Here is a 288-nt window from a genome sequence, read left to right as displayed (position 1 = left end):
TGTTCAATAAATTAATATTTGTAAAAAAAATATGGAATCGATTTGAATTTATAATTGTTTATTCCCCAGCTAAAACAAATTGCACTATGACAGAACAAAAGAAAGCTTATTTATACGCTCTAATCGCGGTCTTGTTTTGGGGAACAGTGGCAACGGCCATGAAAATCTCCCTGAACTATTTCGATTTTCTACAACTTCTTTGTCTTTCTGTTTCTGTATCACTCCTCACACTTTTTTGTGTTCTGGTTTATCAAAAAAAAATAAATGATATTTTAAAGCTTCCGGCAA

Annotated in this window: 1 protein-coding gene; it reads left to right on the top strand. The window is 31.6% G+C overall.

The genetic code is table 11. From position 1 onward, the window contains the following. Positions 1–86 precede the first annotated feature (86 nt). Positions 87–288 (top strand): EamA family transporter (locus HC175_RS23220; RefSeq protein WP_168140104.1); only part of this gene is annotated, 202 nt, incomplete at its 3' end.

It is taken from the genome of Salinimicrobium oceani (assembly GCF_012037645.1).
The sequence above is the reverse complement of the archived record's forward strand: the minus strand, read 5'-3'. Positions and strand labels throughout refer to the sequence as shown.